We start from the raw sequence: 18,505 nt of genomic DNA, 5'->3' as shown, positions 1-18,505 counted from the left end.
CAACACTTTTTATTTGTTTCGGGTTAAGGGAACCGCTAAAATAACTATGTTTTTTGTTTACAATCGGGACCTTCTTCGCTATTCTTTAAAGGAAGGAGTGGAGCATGGTGAGTTTTTTGTTGGGACATATGGGGCTAGTTTTCCTAATCGTGAACACGATATTATCATTAATTATTGTCTTTCGAGAGCGGAAAGATACGGTTACGACTTGGGCATGGCTGCTAATTTTGACATTTTTACCGGTGGTCGGTTTCATTATGTACATATTTTTAGGTAAGGGAATTTCGAAGGAACGAATTTTTGACCTGAAGATGCAAACGAAGGTCGGAATGAATGTTGAGATTGAACAGCAGCAGAGAGCACTGAATCGAGGGTTATTCCCTAGACCTTCTACAAATCAAGTGAACCCTAAGCAGTTAATTTATATGTTAACTATGTTTGAAAGTTCACTTTACACGACGAATAACGAGGTTACCCTGTATACTGATGGCAGAGAGAAATTTGATGCGCTGTTAGCAGACATTCAAGAGGCAACCTTGCATATTCATATGGAATATTATATTTACCGCAGTGATGCCTTAGGAATAGAAGTGAGAGATGCTTTGGTTGATGCAGCTAAACGTGGAGTAAAAGTTCGACTTTTATTGGATGCTTGGGGATCTACTCAAGTAAATCGCAAATTTTTTGCTTCGTTGCTAGAGGCTGATGGCGAAGTAGAATTTTTTTTCCCGTTGTTTGTACCTTATTTAAATCCCCGTATGAATTATCGCAATCATCGTAAAATTGTTGTCATCGATGGTAACATTGGATATACCGGTGGTTTTAACGTCGGTGATGAATACTTGGGTCTTGTCGAAAAATTTGGGTATTGGCGCGACAATCATATTCGTGTATGTGGCGATGTGGTTTATTCCTTGCAGAATCGTTTTTTAATGGATTGGAATTCTCAACATAAAAACGAAGTACTGTATGAGCCGATCTATTTTCCAGAAATTGAATCTGGAGGTCATTGTGCTTTGCAAATTGTAACCAGTGGACCAGATAGTGAGCACGAACAAATTAAGATGACTTATTTGAAAATGATTAATTTAGCAAAGAAAGAAATTCTGATTCAAACACCTTATTATATTCCAGATGATTCTATTCATGAAGCGTTAAAATCTGCCTTACTTTCAGGTGTAAAGGTTCGTATTCAAATTCCTAATAAGCCAGATCACATTTTAGTTTATTGGGCTACCTATTCTTTTGCTGCTGAACTTTTGGAATATGGAGCTATTATTGAGACCTATGAGAATGGTTTTATTCATGCAAAAACCATGATTATTGATGAAGGAATTGCTTCAGTCGGTTCGGCAAATATTGATGTTCGCTCTTTCCAACTGGATTTTGAAGTGAACACGGTTATTTATGACAGTCATTTTGCTACAGAAGTTCGGAATGCTTTTTTCAACGATTCCGAAAAATCACAAGTATTAACCCAAGAACGTTATGACCAGAGAGGGCTGGTAATTAAATTTAAGGAAGGAATTGCCCGCTTGATCTCTCCACTACTGTAAATAACTCTTGCTCTTTAAAAATGAAATGGTACAATAAATTAGCTTATTTCTATTAAAAGGAGAATTCCAATGAAAAAATGGTTACTGCCCCTCTTAGGGACTGTACTTTTATTATCAGGCTGTTCTAAATGGATTGATCGTGGTGAATCAATTACCGCAGTTGGTTCATCCGCACTGCAGCCTCTGGTAGAAACAGTTGCTGAGGAATACCAAAATGAGAACCCCGGCAAATTTGTTAACGTCCAAGGCGGCGGAAGTGGTACTGGATTAAGCCAAGTGCAATCTGGTGCGGTTGAAATCGGTAATTCGGATGTGTTTGCGGAAGAAAAAAGTGGGATCAATGCTGATCAGCTAACGGATCACAAAGTTGCGGTTGTAGGTATTACCCCTATTGTAAATAAAGATATCGGTGTAAAAGATATTTCTTTAGAAAATCTACGCAAAATCTTTTTAGGTGAAATCACCAACTGGAAAGAAATTGGTGGTACAGATGAAGATATCGTCATTCTAAACCGGGCAACTGGCAGTGGCACACGTGCTACCTTTGAAAAATGGGTGCTGGATGGCCAAACGGCTGTTCGAGCACAGGAGCAGGATTCTAGTGGCATGGTCCGCCAAATTGTTGCGGATACTCCAGGTGCTATCAGCTACACTGCATTTTCGTATGTAAGTGACGATGTACAAACATTAAGCATCGATGGTATTGAACCAACAGATGAGAACGTTGCTGAAAATAAATGGCAAATTTGGGCGTATGAGCACATGTATACCAAAGGCAAACCAAGTGAGCTGAGCGCTGAATTTTTGGCATATATACAATCTGAGAAAATACAAAAACGGATTGTACCAAAATTAGGGTACATTCCAATTTCTTCCATGAAAGTTGAACGTGATTGGCAAGGTAATATCGTAAACTGAGGAAATGCTCCTCAGTTTTTTTTATAGAAAATTCGTCAAAAACTGGAAATACTAAGACTCTATACTTTTTCCTTAGTAAAAATTTGAATTTCTTGGGAAAAGTAGGATCGCTTTGAGTATCTAAAAAAGTAGGCTAGAATTGAGATAAATCACACTTTTTCAGTCTGATTTACACAATCTTTACAATTGTCATCCAAGCTTTACACAAGGTTAAAAAGAAATTGACGTTCAACTTGTAAAATGAATCCGTTAGATTATCGTTTAGGAGGAATATCCTTTGGAGAATGAAGAAGTAAAAAAAGCTCTGACCACTAAATCAAAAAGAGCACGTATCGAGCAACGAGGACGATTCATCAGTTTCATCTGCATCGCCTTGATTGTATTTGTAGTAGGTGCTATCTTCTATTTTGTCGCCAGCAAAGGGTTGGCTACATTTTTTGTAGATAAAATCAATGTCTTTGACTTTCTATTTGGGACAACTTGGAATCCTAGTGCAACAGGTCCAGATGGACAGCCGCTAGTAGGTGCCCTGCCAATGATTGTTGGATCATTTGTAGTCACCTTTTTATCAGCGATCGTCGCTACACCGTTTGCGATTGGCGCAGCAGTCTTTATGACAGAGATTTCGCCAAACAAAGGACAGAAATTTTTACAGCCAGTTATTGAATTATTGGTAGGTATTCCATCTGTAGTTTATGGATTTATTGGTTTGTCTGTGATTGTTCCGATGGTCCGTTCTGTGTTTGGGGGAACTGGGTTCGGGATTTTATCTGGAACGTTTGTTCTGTTCGTAATGATTCTACCGACAGTAACGACAATGACTGTTGATACGTTGAAATCTGTACCACGTTACTACCGGGAAGCATCATTGGCTTTAGGTGGGACACGATGGCAGACGATTTACAAAGTTGTGCTGCGAGCAGCTATTCCGGGAATTTTAACAGCAGTAGTATTTGGGATGGCTCGTGCGTTTGGGGAAGCCTTGGCGATTCAAATGGTTATCGGTAATGCTGCCTTAATGCCAACTAGTTTGACGACGCCAGCCTCAACCTTAACTTCAATCTTAACAATGGGCATTGGTAACACGATTATGGGCACGGTAGAAAACAATGTTCTGTGGTCACTAGCATTGATCCTATTGTTTATGTCGTTAGTCTTCAATATTGTGATTCGCTATATTGGTAAAAAAGGAGCGATTAAATAATGGATAAAGCAAAACGTGCCGATAAGATTGCCACTGGGGTTCTATACGTGATCTCTGGATTAATTGTTTGTATTCTAGCTTTTCTATTGCTTTATATATTAGTTCGCGGAGTTCCGCATATTTCATTGAACTTTTTAACCTCCCCGTCCAAAGCTTACCAAGCAGGCGGTGGTATTGGAATTCAATTATTTAACTCGATTTTCTTATTATTTATTACGATGTTGATTAGTTTTCCGATCTCTTTAGGAGCTGGTATTTACCTATCAGAGTATGCGAAAGACAACTGGTTGACTGGACTAATTCGTACTTCAATTGAAATTTTGAGTTCACTGCCTTCAGTTGTAGTGGGTTTGTTTGGATTCTTAGTATTTGTTATTCAGTTTGGTTATGGTTTCTCGATTTTGTCAGGAGCTTTGGCGCTAACCTTGTTTAATCTGCCATTGCTGACACGTAACATTGAGGAATCCTTGCGAGCAATTCATTATACACAGCGAGAAGCGGGTCTAGCACTAGGCTTATCACGTTGGGAAACAGTCACTAAAATTGTTGTTCCTGATGCTTCGCCAGGAATTTTGACAGGGATTATTTTGAGCTCTGGTCGTATCTTTGGTGAAGCTGCTGCACTGATTTACACAGCTGGTCAGAGTGCGCCGGCTTTAGATTTTACCAACTGGAACCCGCTGAGTGTTTCAAGTCCAATTAGCATTTTTCGACAAGCGGAAACGTTGGCGGTACACATTTGGAAAATTAACACAGAAGGAACCATGCCGGATGGAGCCAGTGTTTCAGCTGGTGCTTCTGCAGTTCTGATCATTGCAGTATTGCTATTTAATTTTGGTGCACGGGCGATTGGTAAACGTCTGCACAAAAAGATGACTTCAGCATAAGGAGAATTCGATGAAAGAATATAATTGGGAAGAACGCAATATCATCCATATGCCTGGAGATGTTGTCCTCCATACAGAAGATTTGCACGTTTTTTACGGAGAAAACGAAGCGATAAAAGGTGTCGATTTAGAATTTGAAAAAAATAAAATTACCGCTTTAATTGGACCTTCAGGTTGTGGGAAATCTACGTATCTGCGTTCCTTAAATCGTATGAATGATGGGATCAGCACTGCCAGTGTGACTGGGAAAATTATGTACAAAGGCGTAGATATTAACGCAGATAATATTGACGTGTACGAAATGCGCAAACGAATTGGCATGGTATTTCAGCGTCCGAATCCTTTTAGTAAATCTATTCGTGAAAATATTACGTTTGCCTTGAAGCAGCATGGAGAAAAGGATAAACACAAATTAGAAGAAATGGTTGAAACCAGCTTGAAGCAGGCTGCTTTATGGGATCAGGTGAAAGATAATCTGGACAAAAGTGCGTTAGCTTTATCAGGTGGACAGCAACAACGTTTATGCATTGCTCGTGCAATTGCTATGAAGCCAGATATTTTACTGCTTGATGAGCCAGCGAGTGCATTAGACCCGATTTCGACCGGTACGGTGGAAGAAACATTAACTCAATTGAAGGATGATTATACAATTATTATTGTTACTCACAATATGCAGCAGGCTGCTCGTATTAGTGATTACACAGCATTCTTTTATCTTGGGCATGTGATCGAATACGATGAAACGCGTAAAATCTTCACACGACCAAAAATTCAAGCAACCGAAGATTATGTTTCTGGGCACTTTGGTTAAGAGACGGAGGAAAACAAATGTCTGAGATTATTACTTCCAAAGACCTTCACCTTTATTATGGAAAGAAAGAGGCCTTAAAAGGAATTGATTTATCTTTTAACGAAAATGAAATTACTGCAATGATTGGACCTTCCGGTTGTGGGAAATCTACTTATCTGCGATGCTTGAATCGAATGAATGATTTGATTCCTGATGTAACAATTACTGGAAGCGTTGTGTATAAAGATAAGGATATTTACAGTCCTAAAACAGATACAGTTGATTTGCGCAAACAAATCGGTATGGTTTTTCAACAACCCAATCCTTTTCCTTTTTCCATTTACGAGAATATTGTTTATGGGTTAAAATTAAAAGGTGAAAAAGATAAAGTGAAACTAGACCAAGTTGTGGAAGAAAGCTTGAAGGCTGCTTCTGTTTGGAATGATGTCAAAGATAAATTGCATGAAAGTGCACTATCTTTATCGGGCGGTCAACAACAAAGAGTTTGTATTGCTCGGGTTTTAGCAGTAAATCCAGAAATTATTTTGATGGATGAGCCAACTAGTGCATTGGATCCTGTTTCTACCGGGAAAATCGAAAATATGCTTTTAGAGTTGAAGGAACGGTATACAATTATTATCGTTACTCATAACATGTCTCAAGCTTCACGGATTTCTGATAAAACAGCTTTCTTTTTACAAGGTGAGCTAATCGAGTTTGATAAGACAAAGAAAATCTTTCTGGATCCTGCTAAGCAAGAAACTGAAGATTATATCTCTGGTAAATTCGGTTAGAAAATAGAATTAAGGAGGGAAACAATGCTACGTACACAGTTTGAAGAAGATTTATTAAATCTGCATAATCAATTTTATGAAATGGGGATGTCAGTTTCCAGTGCTGTTCACAAATCCGTACGTTCATATATTGAGCATGATAAACATTTAGCTCAGGAAGTCATCGACAATGACAATGAAATTAACAACATGGAAGTGAAACTGGAAAAGAAAAGCTTTGAAATGATCGCATTGCAGCAACCTGTTACGACGGATCTGCGGACAATCATTACTATTATGAAAGCCAGCTCTGATTTGGAGCGGATGGGAGATCACGCAGTTTCTGTAGCTAAATCAACGATCCGTTTAAAAGGGATGCCCCGTATTCTCGAAGTGGAACAAGTCATTTCTGAAATGTCAGACTATGTGAAAAAAATGGTAGACAATGTCCTAATTGCCTACGTTAAAACGGATGAAAAAGATGCTCGTATGATTGCTAAGATGGATGATCGTGTAAACGAGTATTTCAAAAAGATTTACAAAATGACTACTGATACCATGGAACAGCAGTCTGATACGATTATCAGCGGAACAGATTATTTGAACGTAGCCAGCTATTTAGAAAGAATTGGCGATTACGTGACGAATATTTGTGAGTGGATTGTTTACCTTGCTTCGGGTAAAATTACTGAATTAAACAGCAATCGCGATGAGCAGTTTTAGGCTTGAGGACACGTTATTGTACGTGTCTTTTTTTGCTTCTTTCAAAATATATATTGGTTTATACTAAGTTTTTTAAGTTCAGCTTGAAAACTCAGCGTTAATTTTGTAAAATGACGATAATAGAATATTGCTTATTAAAGCCCGTATTTTGCTATTTTCACGACTTAAAATAGTAAGAGCGGGCTTTTTCTGCGAGAAAGAGGAGAAAAATGAAAATGAATAAAATGGCTGAGAAACCCATGCCATCATTGTTGTTCGGTATGGCATTGCCGCCGATGGTTTCAATGCTGATTCAGTCGCTTTATAATATTGTCGACAGTATGTATGTGGCTCAAATCAGTGAGGGAGCACTAACTGCGGTATCAATAGTTTTTCCAATTCAAAGTTTGATTATTTCTGTATCGGTGGGAATTGGAGTTGGGGTGAACTCTTACATCTCACGCAAACTTGGGGAGCAGGAACACAAAGAGGCCAATAGTACAGTGGCTCATGGCATGATGTTGGCCACTATTGCTTCAGGAATTTTTTGTTTATTTGGGTTAGTAGGCACCGAGCAGTTTTTACAAATGTTCACCCAGGATGCGGCGATTGTTGCTGATGCCTCCAGTTATATGTATATCGTTGTTTACTTTAGTTTTACGAGTTTCTACTATATTTTAATAGAAAAAATTTTTCAATCGACGGGTCAAATGAGCATTCCGATGATGATCCAAGTCATTGGTGCCGTAATTAATATCGTTTTGGATCCAATCATAATTTTTGGTTGGTTTGGTTTTCCAGCTTTGGGCGTGGCAGGAGCGGCTATTGCAACAGTCACCGCGCAATTCATTTGTATGCTGCTGTCCTTCTACTTCTTATTAAAGAAGAATCAGGAGGTTACTCTAAAGCTGCGAGAGTTTAAATACAATGTTGAGACGATTAAGCAGATTTTGTTCATAGGGATTCCCAATACTTGTATGAATGCATTAGGATCATTTTTAGTGATGGGGTTAAATGCCATTTTAATCTCCTTTTCAACAACCGCAGTTTCCTTATACGGAGTCTACTATAAGCTTCAAACCTTTGTCTTTATGCCGGTCAGCGGCTTAACTCAAGGTGCAATGCCAATTATGGGTTATAACTATGGTAGAAAGGATGCTAATCGGTTAGTGCACTGTTTGAAAATCTGTTTAGTTGCAGCATTAGGAATTATGCTGGTGGGCGTCCTGTTATTTCAAATTTTTCCTGCTCAGTTGCTGGATTTATTTAATGCTTCTGATGAAATGCAAGTGATCGGTATTCCAGCTTTACGCATTATTTCCATTAGTTTTATTCCCGCAGCGTTTGGTTTTATCTTGCCCACGCTATTTCAGTCAATGGGCAAAGGGAAAGAATCGCTGCTCGTGTTCTTATTACGTCAGTTTTGTATTACGATGCCTTTAGCGTTACTACTGAGCAAAATATGGGGACTTAACGGAATTTGGCTTTCCTTTATTATTGCGGAAACTATAGCCGCCTTAGTTTCTATAGCTCTTTTCAAGCGGTTGATTACACGTGATAGAGTGTTGAACAAAGAAATCGAAGCAACTGCAACCAGTAAATTCAACTAACAGCAAAAAAATGCTAGAAGATTTTGTGACTTTTTGCTAAACAAAATGTTTTATCTAATCTCTGCTCATGACAAAAAGCCTTGAATTCGGTACACTTTCAGTAGTTAGAAGTGAATTCAGGCTTTTTTCTTTTGAAAGGTTTCGATGGTTGGAGAAAAAGATAAGCCTTTAGTCCTATGACAAATGAAGAAAAACATTGCATAATAAGTACATAAGTTAAGTAACCCAAACGTTTGATTGCTGAAGGAGGCAATTTTTTATGAATGAAAGACAAAGAGTTTTAGAACTAGTTAAAAAAGGAATCATCTCAACTGAAGAAGGTTTAGATTTATTGGAAAGCATGGCGAAAGCCAAAGACGAAGCACAAATTGAGCAGGACGCAGATAAGGTAGACTCTTACCATCGCGACCAAGCCGCTAACCTGGCTGATGATTGGGAAACCGATGGAGAAGAACGTAAAGCAAAAGAAGATGAGCTGGAAGATTTAGAAGCTTACTTCGATGAGTTAGCTACCGAAGCCAATCAGATTTCTGCTCGTATTGATGAAATTAATTGTGAAAAGCAAGAGCTTAAGGATGACATTCGGGAAAAACAAGAAGTACTGATGGAACTAAACACGAAGGAAGAATTAGATGCTTTATCAGATGAAGATGAAGCGATTCGTGAACGTGTGGAAGCTGAGATCAAAGATTGGGAAGAACAGTTAATCCGTTTAGAAAACCAAGAACTGGAACAGCAAGAAGCATTAGAATCCATTCGTGAGGATCAAGAAGCTAAAGGCAAACGCCTTTACATGAATTTTGAAATTCCTGAAGAGTTGAAGGAACAAGCAAGTGAGACCTTCAATCAAGTAGGCGAAAAGTTAGGCGAAGCTGGTGTCCAGTTTGGCAAGTTCATGAAGAAAGCAATAAAAACAGTTTCGGAAACAGTTGAAGAAAACGTCGATTGGAAAGATATTAATGTAAAAGTTCCTGGCGTGGCTACTACTAAATTTGAACATCAGTTTTTATACAATGGTGTTGAACCAACCTTGATTGATGTAAAATTAGCAAATGGTAAAGTAACCTTCAAGTCTTGGGATGAAGAAGACATCAAAGTGGATGCTAAAGTTAAGCTTTACGGTAAAATGAATGAAGCAACACCCTTGCAATCCTTTATGGAACGCAGTCAAGTTGAAGTTAATGACGAACATATTACTTTCCAAGTACCTAATAAACGGGTAAATGCGGAATTAGTCTTCTACTTACCAAAACGGACTTACGATCATGTTGCAGTGAAACTATTGAATGGTAACTTAATCGTTGAAGAATTGGATGCTAAAGATGTGTATGCGAAATCAACTAACGGCAATATCGTATTCAAACAAATTAATGCCACCATGTTGGAAATTCAAGGTGTAAACGGCAATATTGAAATTCGCGAAGGAGAAATTCTAGATTCGATCATTGAAACAGTCAATGGAACGATTTCTTCAAGAGCATCAGTTCAAAATTATGGCGTTTCATTAATCAATGGTGATGTAAAACTAACTGTTGGTCATGATACGTTGAAAAAAATTAAAGCAAGTTCTGTCAATGGGAACGTTAAAGTATCGTTTCCTAAAGCATTAGGTTTAGAAGGAATGGCGAAAACAAGCTTGGGAAATATCAACCATCGCTTATCAGACTACGAGGTGGTTCGTGAGAAAAAAGAAAAAACCAATCGCTTGCTTCAATTCAGAAGAACCAATGATCAAATGGCACAAATTGATGTTTCTACGACAACAGGAAGTATTTTCTTGAAAGATTTTGACAAATAAGGAATAATAGGAAGGAAGATTATATATGCAAAAGAGACTTACAAAATCAAGGAGCAATGTGGTACTAACTGGTACCTTAGCTGGAATTGCGGAATACTTCGGCATTGATCCTACCATTGTTCGTGTCATTTATGTCTTCTTGAGTTTTGGCTTGATTGGTGCACCAGTTGTTTTATATGTCTTGTTGGCATTAGTAATTCCCGCAGGACCACGGACCAATTCTTATGGCCACGATAATCCTTATTATGGACGTAATAACACAAGTCAAAAGAAGACAAAGGAACGTAAGCAAGCTGAACCCGTTGATGACGATGACTGGAGCGACTTTTAATGACTTACTTGCAGCGCGTAGTAGCTAATACATTGATTTTCATCTCATTGTCCGTGATATTTCCAGCACATGTATTTGTCGCAAATATCTGGGTAGCTATTCTCGCAAGCTTTATCTTGTCTATTCTCAATACACTGGTAAAACCGATCTTAACGATCCTATCTTTACCATTGAATCTATTGACCTTCGGACTATTCAGCTTTGTGATCAGCGCTGGTATGTTACAAATGACTTCCAGTATTGTAGGAAGTTACCGCTTCGGCTTTGCAAGCTTTGGAACAGCCATCTTGGTAGCTATCGTGATGGCAATTGTCAATGTAATTGTCTCGGAACACTATCTTGATAAATATAACGAACGTTAACCAGAAGACGCTTTTGTCTTCTGGTTTTTTAGTTTTGTCTCAGAAAGGTTCTATAACCTAGTAACCCTCTCCAATAAATGATAAAATAGAACGGAAACTGATAGAAAGAGGGGCTCAAATGTCTGAAACAGTTAAAGTGAAAGAATTAGTTGAAGCACTTTCTTTGGAAGTAGTGACCGGAGATGAAAACAGTTTAGAACGAGTGATTGTGACTGGCGACATCTCACGACCAGGTCTGGAATTGACTGGGTATTTTAATTACTACTCTCATGATCGTTTACAGCTATTTGGAAATAAAGAAATAACCTTTGCGGAGCGTATGATTCCGGAAGAAAGATTGATGGTAATGCGGAGAATGTGCAGTGAAGATACGCCAGCATTTATTGTGTCTCGTGGGTTAACACCGCCGAAAGAAATGGTAGATGCAGCAAAAGAGCACGGTATTGCAGTCTTGCGATCACCGATAGCGACTTCACGTTTATTAGGAGAGATATCCAGCTTCTTGAATGGCAGCCTGGCACCACGTACTAGTGTGCATGGTGTTTTGGTGGATGTATATGGTTTAGGAGTTCTGATCCAAGGAGACAGCGGCATCGGGAAAAGTGAAACGGCTCTCGAACTTGTAAAGCGAGGGCACCGTTTAATTGCCGATGATCGTGTGGATGTTTATCAGCAGGATGAGTTAACTTTGGTTGGTGAACCGCCAAGAATTTTACAGCACCTGATTGAAATTCGTGGAGTTGGGATTATCGATGTCATGGATTTGTTTGGCGCAAGTGCGGTTCGCGGATCTATGCCTGTCCAGTTAGTTGTCTATTTGGAAAATTGGGCCAAAGATAAGAAATATGATCGCTTGGGTAGCGATAATACAGAAGTTGAAATTGCAGAAGTGAATATTCCACAAATAAAAATTCCAGTTAAAACGGGACGAAATGTTGCAATTATTATTGAAGTTGCTGCCATGAATTTCCGAGCGAAGAGCATGGGCTACGATGCGACAAAGACATTTGAAAACCGATTAACTGCTTTAATTGATGAGAATTCGGGGCAAAATAAATGATTGCTCAAGTAAATCGGACAGCCTTTGAAATATTTGGTCTTGAAATCTATTGGTATGCGATTATTATTGTTTCTGGGATTGCTATTGCGTTGTGGCTAGCAAGTCGTGAAGCTGTTCGCGTGGGGTTGAAAGAAGATGATATGACTAATTATTTAATATGGGCACTGCCGATCGCTATTATTGGGGCCCGACTGTATTTTATTTTATTTGATTTAGAACCTTATTTAGCTGACCCAATCCAGATATTTAATACTCGGAGCGGTGGTCTGGCGATCTATGGCGGTTTGATTGCAGCAGTGATTGTGTTGATCATTTATACGCGGTATCATTTTATTGATCCTTGGTTGTTTTTAGATGTTTGCGCACCTGGTGTAATTCTGGCACAAGGAATGGGTCGTTGGGGCAACTTTATGAACCATGAGGCATTTGGTGGGGAAACTACTAGAGGTTTTCTAGAGAGCTTGCATTTGCCACAGTTCATAATCGAAAATATGTATATTGATGGCGCTTATCGGCAACCAACTTTCTTGTATGAGTCGCTTTGGTGCCTGCTTGGTTTTGTCATACTGATACTTCTAAGAAAGAAAACCAGCCTTTTCAAGCAAGGAGAAATCTTCTTGAGCTATGTAGTTTGGTACAGTTTTGCTCGATTCTTTATTGAGGGAATGCGGACAGACAGCTTATATTTATTTGGTGAGCTAAGAGTATCTCAAGCTTTATCTTTAGTACTATTTGTGAGTGCTTGGTTAGTAATCTATCTACGACGGAAAAAGCAACCACCGATTCCAGCTTATCGACGGGATCAGGGCACTAATCAGTATATAGTATAGTTTACGACATTAAAATAAAATTATGTTAGGATTAAAGACAGGAGGAACGAACTTTGAAACAAAAAGTTGCCGTTCTAGGGCCAGGTTCTTGGGGAACCGCCTTAGCAAAAGTATTAGCAGAAAATGGTCATGACGTAAGAATTTGGGGGAACAACCCAGCACAAATTGATGAAATTAATACCTATCATACCAATCGTCATTATTTGCCAGATCTAAAGATCCCTGAAAGTATTCAGGGCTGCAAGGACTTAAAAGAAGCGATCGATGAGGTAGATGCTGTTCTTTTTGTTGTACCAACTAAAGCAATGCGAATCGTTGCTAAGGAATTTAGCCAAGCAGTAACTGGTAAGCCTGTGATTATCCATGCAAGTAAAGGGCTGGAGCAGGAAAGTCATAAACGGATTTCAGAAATATTGGCAGAAGAAATTCCGGCAGAAAAACGTCGGGGGATTGTCGTTTTGTCTGGTCCAAGTCATGCTGAAGAAGTTGCGGTTCATGACATTACGACAATTACAGCAGCTAGTGATATTGAAGAGCTGGCAAAATATGTACAAAAATTGTTTATGAATGAGTATTTGCGTATTTACACTAACACTGATGTTGTCGGAGTTGAAATGGGAGCTGCCCTAAAGAATATTATCGCTATTGGAGCAGGAGCTTTGCACGGACTTTCTTATGGTGATGATGCCAAGGCAGCTATTATGACCCGAGGATTAGCTGAAATTAGTCGTTTAGGTGTGGCAATGGGAGCCAACCCATTAACGTTTATTGGCTTGAGCGGTGTTGGGGATTTGATTGTCACCTGTACCTCGGTTCATTCACGTAATTGGCGTGCTGGCAATTTGCTAGGCAAAGGACATAATTTAGATGAAGTACTAGATAATATGGGGATGATTGTTGAAGGCGTAGCGACAACTAAGGCAGCAAAAGAACTTTCTGAAAAAATGGCGGTTCAAATGCCGATAACCGAAACTATCTACTCTGTTTTATATGAAGGAAAGGACGTTCGTCAAGCTTGTACTGATTTGATGTTACGGGCAGGGACATTTGAGAATGAATTTACACTATAATCAAAAAGTTGGAGGAAGTACCATGCGTGTAAAAAAAGCTGTGATACCAGCAGCAGGGTTAGGAACTCGTTTTTTGCCAGCTACCAAAGCGATGGCAAAAGAAATGCTGCCAATTGTTGATAAGCCAACAATTCAATTTATTGTTGAGGAGGCTTTGAATTCGGGGATCGAAGATATTCTGATCGTTACCGGCAAAGCAAAGCGTCCAATCGAAGATCACTTTGATGCAAATATCGAATTGGAAATGAATTTAAAAGAAAAAGGCAAAACAGATCTGTTAGCGCTAGTAGAAGAAACAACGGATGTTAATTTGCATTTTATTCGTCAGTCTCATCCAAAAGGGCTGGGGCACGCAGTACTACAGGCCAAAGCATTTGTTGGCAATGAGCCATTTGTGGTTATGCTGGGTGATGATTTAATGGAAGATACAGTGCCATTGACGAAGCAGTTGGTGAATGATTATGAGAAAACTCATGCATCAACCATTGCCGTGATGCGGGTCCCTCATGAAGAAACATCAAAATACGGAATTATTAATCCGGGTGAAGAAGTTGAAAAAGGCTTATTCAATGTTAAAAACTTTGTAGAGAAACCAAATCCTAAAGAGGCACCTAGCGATTTGGCAATTATCGGACGCTATTTGCTGACTCCGGAAATCTTTTCTATTTTGGATAACCAAAAACCAGGTGCTGGCGGAGAGATTCAGCTGACGGATGCGATTGATACTTTGAATAAGACACAACGAGTATTTGCACAAGAATTTACTGGCAAACGTTCAGACGTCGGTGATAAGTTTGGTTTCATGACAACTAGTATTGAATACGGGTTGACTCATCCTGAGATTAAAGATAAATTAGCTGACTATATTGTGAAGTTAGGTAAAGAAATTGAAGGGAAAAAACCTAAAGCTCCAAAGGAATAATCAAAGCCAAAAAACAGCAGCTAATTGTTGCTGTTTTTTTTTTAGAAAAAATCAGATAATGTAGATGCTTCAATGGTTACATTTCTCAGAAGATGAGGTATTCCTCTGAGGAATATATAATAGCAATGCGTTAGAAATAATAAGAGGTATTCAATCGATTCGCCGTTCTTCAAACCAAGATACCTTTTGTACTGAAGGATAAACTTTTGTTTAATATGGGATGAATGGTATAATAAAAGTTAGCAAATAAAGGTTTTTTGACAGAAAATGAGCAAGGGAGTGTTCGGATGAGTCTAGGAGGTATTGCTGCCCTCATTGCAGCCTTAGCATTTGTTGTATTGGTAATTTTTCTGGTAAGGGTATTGAGTCAAGTCGCCAAAACGGTGGAAAAGGTCGATACTACAGTCAAAGAAGCAAATACAACGATTAGTGTATTAACAAAGGATGTTGATTTGTTGATGCAGCAAGTGGAAGGATTGCTGGTAAAAAGCAATCATTTATTAAATGACGTCAATGGGAAGGTAGCAACGATTGACCCATTGTTTACTGCCGTAGCAGATTTAAGTGAAAGTGTTTCGAACTTAAACCATGCTAGCCGTAACTTAACTGGTAAGGTCGCTAGTGTTGGAAAAACTACTGCTAAGGTAAAGGTTGCAGGTAAGGTTGGAGAGTCAACCATGAAGTTTTTCAGAAATCGCAAACAAACTAATTTATAATAGGAGGAATTACGATGGGAAGAAAAAAAGGCGGATTTTTACTAGGAGTAGTTATTGGTGGAGTTGCAGCAGCAGCAACAGCTTTATTATTAGCACCTAAATCAGGCAAAGAATTACGTGACGAACTGGCAAGCAAAACTGATGATTGGCGAGATCTAGCCTCTGATTATACTGAAGAAATCGTTGGCAAAACTAGTGAGATGAGTGCAGTAGTTAAGGAAAAGGCAGCTGATTTGACCAATCAAGCGACTGATTTTGCATCTTCAGTGAAAGGAAAATCAGAGGATGCAGTAGATGACTTGGGAGATATTCATGCTGATTTGTTTGATGATTTGAAGCAACAAAGCTCGGACTTATCTGATCGTTTCCGGAAAGCAGCTGATGAAGCACAAGACGTCGTTGAAGACACCGCTGATGATATTGTGATTGATGCAGATGAAATGAAAACTGGCGCTAAACAAACAGTATCAGAGGGTGCTTCAGAATTAGATGTGAAGGCAGAGGATTTAAAGAATTCTGACAGCTTTGAAGAAATCAAAGAAGAAATTAAAGAAGAAGTCGAGAAGAACAATCCTGAACAATAAATTTCAAAAAAAGTTGTCCCTTCAAAAAAGGGGACAACTTTTTTTGTTTCTATAAAATTATCAATTCTTTTGATGTTTTGGTAAATGGAACACAACCGTCTTTAGTTACAAAAATGCAGTCTTCGATTCGAACACCGACATCATTCGGTAAGTAAATTCCTGGTTCAATTGAGAAGCACATGCCTTCTTTAATCTCCATATCATTACCACCAACGATCGAAGGATATTCATGAATCGTTGTTCCAATACCATGACCTAAACGATGGTTGAAGTACTCACCGTAACCGTGACCTTCAATCACGTCACGAGCAATTTTGTCTAACTCAGCTGCTGTAATCCCAGGCTTAACAGCTTCTTGGGCTTTCAATTGAGCTTCTAGTACAATGTCGTAGATCTTCTTTTGATGATCAGTTGGCTTGCCGCAAGACACTGTTCTAGTGGCATCACTGCAATAACCATTAACAATTGTTCCAAGGTCAAATAGAACTAATTCATTTTCTTTCACAGTATTTTTTCCTGGTGAGCCGTGAGGGCTTGCTGCGTTTGGTCCAGCCAACACTTCAGTTGGGAAGGACATTTGTTTAATCCCTTGTTTCTTCAATTCGTATTCGATTTCTGCTACAATAGATTCTTCAGTAGTACCAGCCTTAACCAACTTAAAACCAATTTCAAAGGCTAGATCCGCCGTTGAACCGGCTTCAACTAAACGCTGGCATTCTTCTTCTGTTTTATAAAGCTGTAATTGTTGCACTAGAGGTGTCAGGTCAGCAGAGAAGTCAGTGTCAGTAAAAGTGTCTGCCAGACGTTGATAACGATCTAAAACCAATTGCCCCATCTCTACAGCCATTTTCTTTGGTGCGCCATAGCGTTTTTTAATTTCGGCTATAATAATTGCCCATGGATCTTCACTGTCTAAGTAGCCGATTACATCATATTCCCAGTTACTTGCTTTAGCATCTTCGACTTCTAAACCGGGAGCGAATAAAAAGGGCTCTTTGTCTAAAGGAATGAAAAGTGCTAAAATTCGTTCCATCGGATTGCTGTCGAAACCTGAGAAATAAGCGATGTGGCTAGGATCAGATACATAAGTCAAATCCACATTGTTTGATGACATCCATTTACGTAGTTCTGCAACTTTTTCTTGATTCATGATTATCCTTCTTTCTGTTAAGCATACAAATATTGTATCACTTGAGCCCTTTTCTGCAAAATAATATTAGAAAACGCTTGCAAATCTTTTAATAAATTAGAGTAAAACGGTTGCAATCAGAGAAAAGACGTGCTATTATCTTTAGGAAATGTAAATGAGATTTTCTGAAAACGAAAAGAGATAGGAGAAAAATCAAATGGAAAAACAAACAATTACAATTTACGATGTTGCCCGGGAAGCGAATGTTTCGATGGCAACCGTTTCTCGTGTAGTAAACGGCAATCCCAATGTAAAACCAACCACACGTAAAAAGGTATTAGAGGTTATTGATCGTTTAGATTACCGTCCAAACGCAGTTGCTCGAGGACTTGCAAGTAAAAAGACAACAACAGTAGGGGTAATTATTCCTGATGTCAGCAACATGTTTTTCGCGTCATTAGCACGAGGAATTGATGATATTGCGACAATGTACAAATACAACATCATTTTAGCTAACTCAGATGGTGAAACTTTAAAAGAAGTGAATGTGTTAAACAATCTGTTAGCTAAGCAAGTTGATGGTGTCATTTTCATGGGTCATCATATTACTGATGAAATTCGTGCCGAGTTCTCACGTTCAAAAACGCCAATTGTTTTAGCTGGTTCAATCGATCCAGATGAACAAGTCGGCAGTGTAAATATTGATTACACAACTGCTGCGAAAGATGCAGTAGAAATCCTAGCACAGCATGACAATAAAAAAATTGCTTTCATTAGTGGTGCACTAATTGATCCAATCAATGGGCAAGCACGTATGAAGGGCTATAAAGAAGCTTTATCTGATCATGGTCTTTCATATAATGAAGGATTAGTTTTTGAAGCGACTTACAGCTTTAAAGATGGATTGGCTTTAACTGATCGTGTATTGAACAGTGGAGCAACATCAGCTTACGTTACCGATGATCAGTTAGCAATTGGTTTATTAGACGGTTTGTTGGATAAAGGTGTTAAAATTCCGGAAGACTTCGAAATTATCACCAGCAACGATTCATTGTTGACAGATGTTGCCCGTCCACGTTTAACGAGTGTTACTCAACCATTATATGATATCGGTGCGGTAGCAATGCGTCTATTGACTAAAATGATGAACAAGGAAGATATCGAACAAAAAACAATCATTTTACCTCATGGTGTCGATGAAAAAGGTTCAACTAAATAATTGATGAAAAGCTCTCAGCTTCTGAGGGCTTTTTTGCTCCACAA

General features: G+C 38.8%; 19 protein-coding genes. 18 read left to right on the top strand and 1 reads right to left on the bottom strand.

From position 1 onward, the window contains the following. Positions 1–104 precede the first annotated feature (104 nt). The 17 genes from cls to IGI49_RS09305 all read left to right on the top strand — a co-directional run bounded on the left by cls (position 105) and on the right by IGI49_RS09305 (position 16,113). Positions 105–1,556, top strand: a complete 1,452-nt coding sequence (cls, locus tag IGI49_RS09385; RefSeq protein WP_207701002.1) for a cardiolipin synthase — start codon at positions 105–107, stop codon at positions 1,554–1,556. 69 nt (positions 1,557–1,625) lie between these two features. Further along, a complete protein-coding gene (locus IGI49_RS09380; RefSeq protein ID WP_429964288.1) occupies positions 1,626–2,474 on the top strand; it encodes a phosphate ABC transporter substrate-binding protein PstS in 849 nt (282 codons plus the stop codon). Positions 2,475–2,751: 277 nt separating this feature from the next. After that, complete coding sequence (pstC, locus tag IGI49_RS09375) at positions 2,752–3,678, top strand: phosphate ABC transporter permease subunit PstC (protein ID WP_429964287.1); 927 nt, start codon at positions 2,752–2,754, stop codon at positions 3,676–3,678. Continuing rightward, positions 3,678–4,565, top strand: a complete 888-nt coding sequence (gene pstA / locus IGI49_RS09370; protein ID WP_207701005.1) for a phosphate ABC transporter permease PstA — start codon at positions 3,678–3,680, stop codon at positions 4,563–4,565. Before pstC ends, pstA begins: the two co-directional genes overlap by 1 nt. A 10-nt stretch (positions 4,566–4,575) precedes the next feature. Further along, complete coding sequence (gene pstB, locus IGI49_RS09365; protein ID WP_207701006.1) at positions 4,576–5,376, top strand: phosphate ABC transporter ATP-binding protein PstB; 801 nt, start codon at positions 4,576–4,578, stop codon at positions 5,374–5,376. A gap of 17 nt (positions 5,377–5,393) precedes the next feature. Continuing rightward, positions 5,394–6,149, top strand: coding sequence for a phosphate ABC transporter ATP-binding protein PstB (gene pstB / locus IGI49_RS09360; RefSeq protein WP_207701007.1), 756 nt, complete (start codon positions 5,394–5,396; stop codon positions 6,147–6,149). Positions 6,150–6,173: 24 nt separating this feature from the next. Continuing rightward, positions 6,174–6,851: a phosphate signaling complex protein PhoU gene (gene phoU, locus IGI49_RS09355; RefSeq protein WP_429964286.1), complete on the top strand. Its 678-nt coding sequence runs from the start codon at positions 6,174–6,176 to the stop codon at positions 6,849–6,851. A gap of 209 nt (positions 6,852–7,060) precedes the next feature. Then, entirely contained in the window at positions 7,061–8,440 is a 1,380-nt protein-coding gene (locus IGI49_RS09350) for an MATE family efflux transporter (RefSeq protein ID WP_429964285.1), read from the top strand. A 259-nt stretch (positions 8,441–8,699) separates the two neighbouring features. Next, complete coding sequence (liaX, locus tag IGI49_RS09345) at positions 8,700–10,238, top strand: daptomycin-sensing surface protein LiaX (protein WP_429964284.1); 1,539 nt, start codon at positions 8,700–8,702, stop codon at positions 10,236–10,238. A 25-nt stretch (positions 10,239–10,263) separates the two neighbouring features. Next, positions 10,264–10,569, top strand: a complete 306-nt coding sequence (locus IGI49_RS09340; RefSeq protein WP_207701010.1) for a PspC domain-containing protein — start codon at positions 10,264–10,266, stop codon at positions 10,567–10,569. Continuing rightward, complete coding sequence (locus tag IGI49_RS09335) at positions 10,569–10,931, top strand: phage holin family protein (RefSeq protein ID WP_207701011.1); 363 nt, start codon at positions 10,569–10,571, stop codon at positions 10,929–10,931. The genes IGI49_RS09340 and IGI49_RS09335 overlap by 1 nt, the downstream gene beginning before the upstream one ends. A 118-nt stretch (positions 10,932–11,049) precedes the next feature. After that, positions 11,050–11,991 carry an HPr(Ser) kinase/phosphatase gene (hprK, locus tag IGI49_RS09330; RefSeq protein WP_207701012.1) on the top strand — a complete coding sequence of 314 codons (942 nt, stop codon included), beginning with the start codon at positions 11,050–11,052 and terminating at the stop codon, positions 11,989–11,991. Continuing rightward, complete coding sequence (gene lgt / locus IGI49_RS09325; RefSeq protein WP_429964283.1) at positions 11,988–12,821, top strand: prolipoprotein diacylglyceryl transferase; 834 nt, start codon at positions 11,988–11,990, stop codon at positions 12,819–12,821. The genes hprK and lgt overlap by 4 nt, the downstream gene beginning before the upstream one ends. Before the next feature lie 53 nt (positions 12,822–12,874). Further along, on the top strand, positions 12,875–13,891 hold the full coding sequence (locus tag IGI49_RS09320) for an NAD(P)H-dependent glycerol-3-phosphate dehydrogenase (protein ID WP_429964282.1): 1,017 nt from the start codon (positions 12,875–12,877) through the stop codon (positions 13,889–13,891). Positions 13,892–13,913: 22 nt separating this feature from the next. Next, positions 13,914–14,813 carry a UTP--glucose-1-phosphate uridylyltransferase GalU gene (gene galU, locus IGI49_RS09315; protein ID WP_207701015.1) on the top strand — a complete coding sequence of 300 codons (900 nt, stop codon included), beginning with the start codon at positions 13,914–13,916 and terminating at the stop codon, positions 14,811–14,813. Positions 14,814–15,100: 287 nt separating this feature from the next. Further along, the gene (locus tag IGI49_RS09310) at positions 15,101–15,529 is read left to right on the top strand and encodes a DUF948 domain-containing protein (protein WP_207701016.1); all 429 of its coding nucleotides are present in this window, start codon (positions 15,101–15,103) and stop codon (positions 15,527–15,529) included. A 14-nt stretch (positions 15,530–15,543) separates the two neighbouring features. After that, positions 15,544–16,113, top strand: a complete 570-nt coding sequence (locus IGI49_RS09305; protein WP_429964281.1) for a YtxH domain-containing protein — start codon at positions 15,544–15,546, stop codon at positions 16,111–16,113. A 49-nt stretch (positions 16,114–16,162) separates the two neighbouring features. On the opposite strand, the gene IGI49_RS09300 is transcribed toward IGI49_RS09305, so the two are convergent. After that, complete coding sequence (locus IGI49_RS09300; RefSeq protein WP_429964280.1) at positions 16,163–17,263, bottom strand: M24 family metallopeptidase; 1,101 nt, start codon at positions 17,261–17,263, stop codon at positions 16,163–16,165. Between the two features lie 196 nt (positions 17,264–17,459). Here IGI49_RS09300 and ccpA point away from each other — a divergent pair, with 196 nt between their 5' ends. Beyond that, positions 17,460–18,461, top strand: a complete 1,002-nt coding sequence (gene ccpA / locus IGI49_RS09295; protein ID WP_429964279.1) for a catabolite control protein A — start codon at positions 17,460–17,462, stop codon at positions 18,459–18,461. The last annotated feature ends 44 nt before the right edge of the window (positions 18,462–18,505 follow it).

Source organism: Enterococcus sp. AZ071, assembly GCF_050499065.1.
Classification (GTDB): Bacteria; Bacillota; Bacilli; order Lactobacillales; family Enterococcaceae; genus Enterococcus_A; species Enterococcus_A ferrettii.
The sequence above is the reverse complement of the archived record's forward strand: the minus strand, read 5'-3'. Positions and strand labels throughout refer to the sequence as shown.